The organism is Nocardia aurantiaca (assembly GCF_009708175.1).
Taxonomy (GTDB): Bacteria; Actinomycetota; Actinomycetes; order Mycobacteriales; family Mycobacteriaceae; genus Nocardia; species Nocardia aurantiaca.
Genome location: NZ_WMBB01000030.1, coordinates 1 through 9,499 on the forward strand (window position 1 = coordinate 1; position 9,499 = coordinate 9,499).

11 protein-coding genes and 1 pseudogene are annotated in these 9,499 nt (G+C 64.6%); 6 read left to right on the forward strand and 6 right to left on the reverse strand.

Annotated features, from left to right (window positions below; translation table 11 throughout):
- The 5 genes and pseudogenes from GLP40_RS34310 to GLP40_RS32950 form a co-directional block, all read left to right on the forward strand.
- A pseudogene (locus tag GLP40_RS34310) lies at window positions 1-362 on the forward strand (hypothetical protein); the annotation flags it as partial.
- Window positions 363-453: 91 nt separating this feature from the next.
- Window positions 454-807: a VOC family protein gene (locus tag GLP40_RS32935; RefSeq protein WP_328290943.1), complete on the forward strand. Its 354-nt coding sequence runs from the start codon at window positions 454-456 to the stop codon at window positions 805-807.
- Window positions 808-1,307: 500 nt separating this feature from the next.
- Complete coding sequence (locus tag GLP40_RS32940) at window positions 1,308-1,625, forward strand: hypothetical protein (RefSeq protein WP_154791938.1); 318 nt, start codon at window positions 1,308-1,310, stop codon at window positions 1,623-1,625.
- Window positions 1,626-2,232: 607 nt separating this feature from the next.
- Window positions 2,233-3,177: an NADP-dependent oxidoreductase gene (locus tag GLP40_RS32945; RefSeq protein WP_230330174.1), complete on the forward strand. Its 945-nt coding sequence runs from the start codon at window positions 2,233-2,235 to the stop codon at window positions 3,175-3,177.
- Between the two features lie 161 nt (window positions 3,178-3,338).
- The gene (locus GLP40_RS32950) at window positions 3,339-4,226 is read left to right on the forward strand and encodes an LLM class flavin-dependent oxidoreductase (protein ID WP_230330175.1); all 888 of its coding nucleotides are present in this window, start codon (window positions 3,339-3,341) and stop codon (window positions 4,224-4,226) included.
- A gap of 801 nt (window positions 4,227-5,027) precedes the next feature.
- Here the strand turns inward: GLP40_RS32950 and GLP40_RS32955 are convergent.
- From GLP40_RS32955 to GLP40_RS32970, 4 genes are all read right to left on the reverse strand, one after another.
- The gene (locus tag GLP40_RS32955) at window positions 5,028-5,456 is read right to left on the reverse strand and encodes a hypothetical protein (protein ID WP_154791941.1); all 429 of its coding nucleotides are present in this window, start codon (window positions 5,454-5,456) and stop codon (window positions 5,028-5,030) included.
- Entirely contained in the window at window positions 5,453-5,944 is a 492-nt protein-coding gene (locus GLP40_RS32960) for a hypothetical protein (protein ID WP_154791942.1), read from the reverse strand. The genes GLP40_RS32955 and GLP40_RS32960 overlap by 4 nt, the downstream gene beginning before the upstream one ends.
- A 205-nt stretch (window positions 5,945-6,149) precedes the next feature.
- Window positions 6,150-6,566 (reverse strand): hypothetical protein, encoded by a 417-nt coding sequence (locus GLP40_RS32965; protein ID WP_154791943.1) that lies wholly within the window; start codon window positions 6,564-6,566, stop codon window positions 6,150-6,152.
- Between the two features lie 280 nt (window positions 6,567-6,846).
- Window positions 6,847-7,335 carry a hypothetical protein gene (locus tag GLP40_RS32970; RefSeq protein ID WP_154791944.1) on the reverse strand — a complete coding sequence of 163 codons (489 nt, stop codon included), beginning with the start codon at window positions 7,333-7,335 and terminating at the stop codon, window positions 6,847-6,849.
- A gap of 242 nt (window positions 7,336-7,577) precedes the next feature.
- Here GLP40_RS32970 and GLP40_RS32975 point away from each other — a divergent pair, with 242 nt between their 5' ends.
- A complete protein-coding gene (locus GLP40_RS32975; protein WP_196054885.1) occupies window positions 7,578-8,030 on the forward strand; it encodes a DUF4279 domain-containing protein in 453 nt (150 codons plus the stop codon).
- Between the two features lie 560 nt (window positions 8,031-8,590).
- Here GLP40_RS32975 and GLP40_RS32980 read toward each other — a convergent pair.
- Complete coding sequence (locus GLP40_RS32980; protein WP_154791946.1) at window positions 8,591-8,815, reverse strand: hypothetical protein; 225 nt, start codon at window positions 8,813-8,815, stop codon at window positions 8,591-8,593.
- A 5-nt stretch (window positions 8,816-8,820) separates the two neighbouring features.
- Window positions 8,821-9,024 (reverse strand): hypothetical protein, encoded by a 204-nt coding sequence (locus tag GLP40_RS32985; RefSeq protein WP_154791947.1) that lies wholly within the window; start codon window positions 9,022-9,024, stop codon window positions 8,821-8,823.
- Window positions 9,025-9,499 lie beyond the last annotated feature (475 nt).

Here is a 9,499-nt window from a genome sequence, read left to right on the forward strand (position 1 = left end):
CGGGGCGGTTTGACACCTGCACCTGCATGCCGATATCGAAGGACCTACCTTCATCTCCACAACAGCACGGCGACAACAAGATTCGCGCTTTTACATCACGACCTCCCTATCACCTATCAGGACACACTAATGCATTGGCGGAGACCACAATTGGGCTCTACAAGACCGAAGCGATCCGCGACGACTCACCGTTCCGACGCGGCCCGCTGCACCGGCTCGCCGACGTCGAACTGATCACGGCGGACTGGGTGAGCTGGTTCAACCGGTCCCGACTCATGCACCGACTCGGCCGCAAACCACCGGTCGAGTACGAAGCCGACTACTATGCACTCCACGCCGAGCAACCGGCTGGAGACAGATAAACCGGTGTGCATCGAAGCCGGGGCGATTCACGGTGAGTTCCGGTCGCCGACGCAGTCCATACTTGCGAAACTACCGACAGGAGTGACGAGAGTGGACTTGTACAGCATCGTGTGCGTCAGTGATCGGACCCAGGCGCAGCAGTGGTACGAGGTGTTCTTCGGGCGTCCGGCGGATAAGATCGTCGGTGAGGAGTACCTATGGCAGGTCGGTGTGAATGCGTGGCTGGTCGTCGATGATCGGGCCGTACGAGCCGCGCGGGTGGGTGGGGCGATGATCACGCTCGGCGTGACCGACCTCGACGACATACTGGTCCGCCTCGCCGTGCACGGCGTCGACCACGAACCGGTGGAGATCTACGGCAATGGCGTGCGCCATGTCGAAGTTTTGGATCCGGACGGGAACAGTCTGTCGCTGGCCGAAGCACCCGAGCACCCCGCCCGATAAGCTCACGCTGAATGGTCGCCGCAGCCGCTTTGCGGGACCTCGCCGGATTACGCTCATCGGCATGACAGTGTGTCGCGTTGGGGGTCAGAAGCCTTGCCCGCGTGTCGCATTCGTGAGGATCTGGCCGTATGGCACGCAGGGTTCCAGACCTCCCAGTTGCATCCAGTGTCGGTTGTCGGAGCTGATCGCTACGGTGGACGTGGTGGCAGGCACTTCGGTACTGGCCGTGCGTGAAATGCTGGCCCGCATCGCCGAAGACCGTGCTCCACAACCGATTTCAACGAGAATCAGCATCGGATTTCGGCCATGAACCCGGCTGCATCAGCAGTCGCCACACCGTGGTTACCCCGATCCGCTCGACTACCGACCTTTGGATGCTTCCGGCCCGATAGTCATTGCGAGAGCCGGCCCAGCCTGGTCGGACTGGCACTCTACGCGACAAGAGCGTGCGTTGGCTTGATCTAAGCGGAGCGAAGGATCTCGTCGGTACGCTCATGGACATGGGCGGGGACTTGTTGCTGCTGATTGCCACGATCGGACCGGTGGCGCTGTTCGGGTTGGCGGCTATTCGGGCGAAGCACCGCGGCCTCGGGGGGTCGTTCGTCGGGCCGTTTCAGGAGATGTTCGATCCCGGCGCGGCGCGAGCGCAGATCGTCATCGAGGAGCGCGCGGAACTGCCGGATCCTGCGGACTCCGGCGACCCGGACAACGACGACAATGTGCCGAATACAGTGGTGTACAAGGGTGTTCGGATCTCCATCAACCCTGACAAGGCTCGGCGGCGCGGAGGTGACGGGACCACCAGGCGAGCTAAGTGAGCACCCGGGCCAACCTCGGCAACGCCGACCCGACGCGGGCGCATTTCTCAAAGCCCTATACCCGGCCTGAAACAGCCGCCGATCCCCCGAATTCACCGTCCCGCGGTGCCAGGATTCACCGACCTAGCCACTCGGATCACTCGCGCATCGGCATGAGCGCGCACTTGAATGCACTAGAGCCAGCCTGACTGGGCGGCTGGCGAGGCGATGCTGGTCGCGGTTGGATCGCTGATTCCAGTGTAGAGGTTATTTGGCTCCGGGAGCGCCGGGCCGAGAACGAGGACGGCGGCAGACTCGGTCACCGAGCTGGTAGAAATCGTCACTCGGTCGGAGTCGAGGGCAGCGGCAGCACCGGTCACCGAAGCGGCAGAGATCGTCACCTGTCGCAGCTTGAGGCTCTCGTAAACCCGCCGATAACGTGAAATCGCAACAAATCAGTCGCGATACCACCTGTTGGAGGCGAGCAATACATGGATGCGCAGGCCCTGGAAGAGGTGCTCGAAGCACCTTCGACCAATCCTCACTACGTGCGCTGGTGCGGCGTCGACGCTACTGCCCTGGTTCGGGCGTCATGATCGTGGGCGCTCGCCAGCCGAGTAGTACAACCATGCGCGCAGCTCGACATGAGCACTGGGGATCGCCACTCGAGATCGCCGACGTCGCACGGCCGGAGGTTGGCGCCGGGGAAGTGCGCATCGCGGTGCAGGCGACCAGCGTGAACCCGATCGACATGCACACCGGCCGAAATTCCGGCTATGAGCAGTCCATGCGACTGCCCTGCATCCCCGGATGGGACGTCGCCGGTGTGGTGGACGCGGTCGGCTACGGAGTGACCCGCCATGCCGTGGGCGACCGCCTCTACGGTCTGGCCTGGTTTCCCTACCCCGCGGGCACCTACGCCGAATACATGACCGTTCCCGCGTATCACTTGGTGCCCATGCCGAAATCGGCGTCCTTCGCGGAGGCGGCGTGCTTGCCGATGGCCGCCCTGACGGCGTGGCAGATGCTCGACGCCGTCGAGACTCGGGCCGGTCAGCACGTTCTGGTCAGTGGAGCTTCCGGCGGCGTGGGTCACGTCGCGGTGCAATTGGCGGTCGCGCGCGGAGCCACGGTCACCGCCCTGGCGCGTCCCGAACATCACGCCACACTGCACGAATTGGGCGCGCACACCTGCGTGGACTACACCGATCCGGACGCTGTCACCGACATCGGGAAGGTCGACGCGGCACTCGATCTGGTGGGATTCGATTTCGGCGCCTCGCTGTTCGACCGCGTGATGCCCGGTGGCGCGATCGCCCTGTCGACCGCATGGTCGATCAAGGGATACCGGGACGCGGCGGCGGAGCGGGGTATCCGCGCGGCCTCATGCTTGGTGGAACCCGATCCGGTGGCCCTCGCGGCGATCGCGGAATTGGTCGATGCGGGCGCGGTCCGGGTCGTTGTCGGCGCCGAGTTCGATCTCTCCGACGCCGCCGATGCCCAGCGATGGGTCGAGCATCGGCGCGGCTTCGGCAAGGCCGCGATCATGGTGAACACACCGGAGCGCGCGTGAGCGAAAAAACCCAGCCAGCCACCGCCCCCGGCCGAACCGCTCGATTCGGCCATCAAATCACGAGGCACCAAATCGACCACGCCGCAGCATTCCGATGAGCGGCGAACCCCAATTCCACTTATGAATGCATCGACAGCGATCGAACGAAAACGAGCCTTCTGTTGAACCTCCGATTCGGGGTGCAACTGCCACCAACCGCGTCCGATCTGAAGCAACTTCGTGAGCTGGCCCGCCTGGCCGACCGAGAAGGATTGGACCTGCTCGGCATCCAGGACCATCCCTATGCGGGCCCCTTTGCCGACACCTTCGCGGTCATTGCCACCGTACTGGCCGACACCGAGAGGCTGCGGGTATTCCCCGATGTGGCCAGCCTGCCCATGCGGGGTGCGGCGATGATCGGAAAGCAGGCCGCCACCCTGGATCTGCTGAGCGCGGGCCGGTTCGAGCTGGCGCTGGGCGCAGGCGCATTCTGGCAAGGGATCACAGCCATGGGTGGACCGGCACGGACCAATCCCGAAGCGCTGCAAGCGCTCGAGGAGGCCACTCGGATCATCCGCGCGATGTGGATACCAGAGCAGAAGATCCACGAGAACGGGTCCTACTACGCCGTGCACGGCGTGCAGTCCGGCCCGGCCCCAGCGCACCCGGTCGGCATCTGGTTCGGCAGCGTCGGACCGAAGGCCCACGCACTGACCGGTCGCATCGCCGACGGCTGGGCGGCTCCGATCCCGCACTACCTGCCGTACGAGAAATGGGTTGCGGCGCAGCACATCATCTCGGCGGCCGCCGCGGACGCAGGCCGCGACCCGGCGAGCATCACCCGAATGGCACAACTGGTCGGGCACATCACCGACGCCCCGGGCCCGGTCGAACTGCGTGGCGAGGCGCCCATCCGCACCGACGCCGCCAGATGGGCCCGCATCCTGTCCGACCTCACCGCCGGCACCGGTTTCGACACTTTCGTCTACTGGCCCGAATCCCCGGACGAGACCCAGTTGCGCCGCTGGATCAACGAGGTCGCGCCGATGACCAGAGCGCTGTGCTCCTGAGCAGAAGTAGACCGGGACGGCCGTGGCGACGGTGAACGCGGCGTGCTCGGCCATTTCGTGGCCTTGATCCCAGGTCCGCAGCGACCACGCCTCGATCGAATGCTCCGCCCTCTACTACCCCGTATCCACCCGGATTTCGGCCGATGCTGCTTCTGACTGCAATCTCATCGGATGGAGAAACCGGATCGATGTGCGCACAGCAACTCCCGGGATCGGGTCGTCACCGACTTCGAAGCGTAGTCTCGAGGCGCTGCGCAGCCGCGGCCTACGCTGACTGCGGTCGTACAGCGCTCTGCCCGTTGATCTTCCGATGCCCGTGCTGGCCGGTTCGGTCAGCGCCGGATGCGGCATGTGCGGATGCCCGAGCGCCGTGCTTTCGCTCCTGGATGGCGAGATCATCCACTTCTGAGGATCCGCAAGCTGGGCGAAACCAACCTCGGCAAACAAACTGTGCGCGTCGGCCGTCGCTACCTAAACCCGCTCGAGTCGGCAGGGACCGAGGTGGTCACAGACTGCGGCCGACCATCCAGGTGACCGAGGCCGATGCCGTACATGTCAGCCCCGCAGTCGAACTCCTCTCCACATTGTTCACCGAGAACCTCATGCGCTGATCGGTGCGGACCACAAGCACGCGCCGGCGATAGTGCAGGCTCGACGCCTGGGATCATTCGGGCATTGTGGGTCCGGCCTGGTCGTCTGCGTGATCGGGGACATCAGGCGCCGCGATCGGTGTGGGCGCCGTCTCGGGTGTCCAGCTCGGTGGAGGGGAATTGGGGGCGGCCCGAGGTGGGCCGCCGGAGGTCAGCTGCCGGTGTTGATTCCCAGGTAGCGCTTCAGGATTCCTTGCAGGGAGTTGTAGTCGACAATATTGACTGTCAGCGTTGCTGTTTGGATGCCCTGCTGGGCGGTCAAGGTGTGTTTGCCGGCCTTTTCCGGGGTCCAGATCACGCCGGTGAAACCGGGGCAGCAACTGCCGGGGAGCGTGATCGTGCCGAGAAGCGTGCCATCGACGCTCACGGTGACGGGGGTGGCCCAGTCCGTCAGGTTTCCGACCGAGACCTCGCAGGACTCGCCGGTCAGTTCGCAGCCGTAGATATCGGCGGTCGCACTCCCGATCATGACGTTGAAACCGCCTGAGGCGTTGGCGGTTCCGGTCGACAGCGGGATGGCGGCGGACAACAGTGCCACTCCTGCCGCGGCTCGGCGCAGGGCTTTCTTCGTCTTTTTCACAGCGGGTCCGCCTGCATGCAGCCGAAGGACCCCGAGTTGCCGGATCCCGATTTACAAATGAGTTGCGAGACGTAGCTCTCGAGTCGCTTGACGTAGGCCTCCGGCGAGTTGTTGTCGATGATCTGCACGGTCACCGACTGACCCTGACTGCCCTGCTGGACGCTGACCACGTGCTGGCCCGCGGTCTGCGGGGTCCATACGGCGGCGAGTTTCCCGGGTTCGACCGTGCCCGAGCTCGCCACGGGCAGGCCGGTGATGAGCGCCTTCCCATCGACGCTGATCGTCACCGCAGTAGACATGTCGTACACGTAGGCGGTGAGAGCGCATGTCTGCGCTGTCGCCTGGCAGGCGAGGAGATCGGGGCCTCCGCCCACCCAGATGTTGGCGGTTCCCGAAGCGGCCGTGGCTGTTCCGGTCGACAGCGGGATCGCCGCCGCCATGAGAGCCGTGCCAATCGCCGCGTAGCGACTGGTATTTGTGGTGTTCATGGCCGAGAAGTATTTGTGAACCATCATTGTTTCACAAGCATTTTCGGGGCCCTACTTTCGGGGGCCCTGCTTTTTTGGGGGCCGCGGGGAATGATGGCAGTAGCGGGATCGGTGCACATGGCCCAGCGAGTCGGCCCTCAGCAGGCGTCGGAGGTCGAGAATCGATCGATTCTCGACCTCCGCTCGTACCCGCAACCAGGGACGCTCAGTCGATCTGGAGGTTCAGCGTGTACGAGGCGTCGTGCTGGGGCGAGGTAATGGTCAGGTAGTAGGTGCCCGTGGCCGGGAGGTAGAGCTGGGTTCCGGTGGTGTCGATGGCCAGCTGCTGGCCGTCGGGTGAGGTGAGCGTGTAGACAGCGGTTCCTGAGGCGGAGGTGTAGTGCGAGGTGATGTCGGTGCTCAGCCGCTGACCGGCGCGGGCGTCGAAGTACCAGGTGTCGGAGTATCCGCGGTTGATGTAGCCGTCCACGGCGCCGTGGTCGGTGCCGAGCGCGAACTTGATCTCGGCATTGACCCCGCTGGCATTGGCGGCACCCGCGCCTGCCAAGGGGATGAACAGCGCCGCCGCGATCGCAATCATGGCGACGGCCGCTTTACGGGTGGCGGTGGCAGAGGCAGTCATGAGGTTCCCCCAATTCGATGTATCGGACAGCGCTACGCCACGTCGGCGTCCGCTCGTTCGGCCGGATGTTCTTCCATCCGGCACTACCGTGTTTTTCGCGTCCGAGGCGAAAACCGTTGCGCCCCTATTCTCATGGGCACGCAGGCCACCGAATCCCGAACCTCACCCGCTGGTGCACAACACTTCTCGCGCCAGCCCCTTCGAACCGCGCGGGTCGCGGCAGCAGCGGATGGCTCATGCACCCGGCCAGTATGTTTGGGGAATCTCTGACAGTCAGGGCTCAGGGCTTTCGAGACCACATTGGGCCGTACCACTCGCTGAAGTCGTCGGCTACCTCGCACACGTCCGGGTTGTCACTGCTGCGAGCCCTGAGGACGAGTCGTTCCAACAGCGGCCACGCTTTGACATGGGCGAGCAGCTCAGCAAACCGGCGATAGTCGTCATCATCGGCTGTATCAAGTTTTCCCAGAACCAAGGACTCGAGCTGCGGCCACAGGCGTTGCCGCGGAACACGGTTGATTGCTCGCCGTGCCGCCAGGGCCTGGGAATGGGACAGTGACAACTCGACCAGCTGTGGCAGCAGATCGGCGCCATCGTCTGACAATGACGTCAGATAGCCGAGCGCGGTGGCCTGCTGCCAGCCCCCTTCGTTCAGCGCCGCCCGGAGAATTTCAGTTCGGTTCGTCGCGTTCTGGTAGAACTCGGCCTGCCGGCGGTTCAGCTCGCCCTGGGCTTCGACGAAGGCATCCCACAGTTGTTGATCAGTCACGACCGCCCCTCCGGAGTCTCCCCGCACAAGGTACGTGAAACGCCCTCCGATGCAATCGGTTGCGAAACAGCGGATCCGGGCGTGGTGCATATTTGCCAGCGGGATCCTTGACCGCCGCGAACCGCGCGGCTCGCGGCAGAATAGTGCGTTCGGTGAACGGCACGCACCAGGATTCGTGGTGTTCTCTTTGCGGGCCGAGAATGGGTTCGCGATGTACCCGACCAGACTGCGATGGTGACGGCATGTCAGAGGACGTGATGATGGAGCCGCCGTCGGCCGACAGGAAGTGGACCGCCGGGTCGATTCGACTGGCGAGCTATACGGTCAGCGCGAGTGAGATCTCAGCTCGTCTAGGGATCGTGGCGGACAAGGAGTTCGAGCGAGGCAGCCCGATGAGTCCTCGAAATCCGGACAGTGCTCGACGGAAGAACAGTGCCTGGATCCGGCGCAGTGGACTCGCCAACGATAGCGACCTCGCCGACCATGTCCGGGTGCTGGTCGGACTGTTGGACGGGTGTCGTGAGGAGTTGGCTCGCTTGTCCGTCGACTGCCAAGCAGAGCTGTTTCTCGGCTTCGGCAGCGAGAACGGGCAGGGCGGCTGCGCACTGCCTGCCGACTTGCTTGCCGATGTCGCCGGATTGGGACTCGACATCGTGCTCGACCTCTATCCGCCTGGGGCGGTGGAAGACTGGTGAGATCGGACTGCGATCGGTGCGGGCTCGCGTCGGTATCCAGCCGGGCGGCTGTGTCGCCGGGGCCGCTGCAGTGCACGCGAATCGGCGATAGCGGATGCTCTGCGCCGCACTGGGTTCCGACCACGTGCCGCCCCGCGCTGGCCAGTTGGTCAGTGTGGTCAACGGTGTGGACGTTTGCGCACTTGGCGTGGCGAGCTTTCCGGCCTCCAGTGTGTCAGTAATCGTTGCCAACTTCGCCGCGTGAGTGAACACCAGCAAGATGACGAATGGATCGAGGGGCCGCCGCTATTTCGGCCCCGACGTCCTGGCCCGCTCCCGCGGGCTTACGCCCACCGACGAACAGGAGGACCCGGCACCTGCAGAACTCACCGCCTGAGCCCATTTCGGATCATGCGGTGACCACCCCGGTTACACCACGTCCCGGGACTTGACCTCGGAGTTGACCCCACGCTGACCGGTTCGGTCAGCGCGGTATGCGGCAATGCAGGACGTTTCGGACCCCCAGAGGGTTTCACTCCCGGCGCACCTCGGCGGCGCATGCCCAGCCTCGTGAAGAGAGATCAAGCGAAGCGGCGGGACTTGGTGGTGAGAGCTACTCGGCCGCGTGGGGTGATGCGGTAGCGGCCGCGGGGGCGGCTGGGGGTGATGAGGCCGCGGGATTCCAGGTGGGAGAGGGCGTTTCGGGTGCGCCAGCTGGTGAGGGCGGCGGATTGCTGGATCTGTGGGGCGGTGAGGGTGCGGTCGCGGTGGAGGGCGACGAGGACGGCTATTTCGGCGGGGGTCATAGCGGTCACCTGATCGGGCGCGGGCGGTGGCGGCCGGTGGGATGACCTGGCGGACAGGGGATATCGAGATGGCCGCCGCCGGTGAGAGACAGGCGGAGGGTGTCGCGGCGGGACTCGCGACCGAGCTGGTACGAATCCCATGCGGTGCGGGCTGTGATGGCGGTACAGACCATGATGATGGACAGCAGCGCCCATGCGTCCCAGGGCATTTCGACCTCCTTTCGACGAGGAATGGCTACGAGTTTCGGAGTGGCGCGCCGATTACCAGTAGACATCCCTCGCGGCGAATTGGCACCATCAAAGCGTGTAATTGACTTCAATTCGTGGGACATCCACCGAGACCTATTCCAGCGCGGATCTTCCCAGATAGAGAGGCTAACGAAATGGCCGGTTCGACACTGCCACGCAGGGCATTTGGACGCACACTTCGCGCCTTTCGCATTCAGGCCGGAAAGGGACAATTAGCCTCGATCTTTCGCCGGGCCTTCGGCCCGGCGTGATCGGTTTCGGATTGGTTTCCGGTCGTCGATCGGCGACCGGTGGGCAACGCGGGATGGCCGGTCAGCGGGTGGCTGCCGGGTTCCACGGGCCCGGAGGGAAAGTCCTTTCGGTGGTTGTAGGGATGGTTTGGGCTGGTCAGCCGGGTTGCAGGCGGTCCAGGGTGGTCAGCAGCAGGCCGGTGCC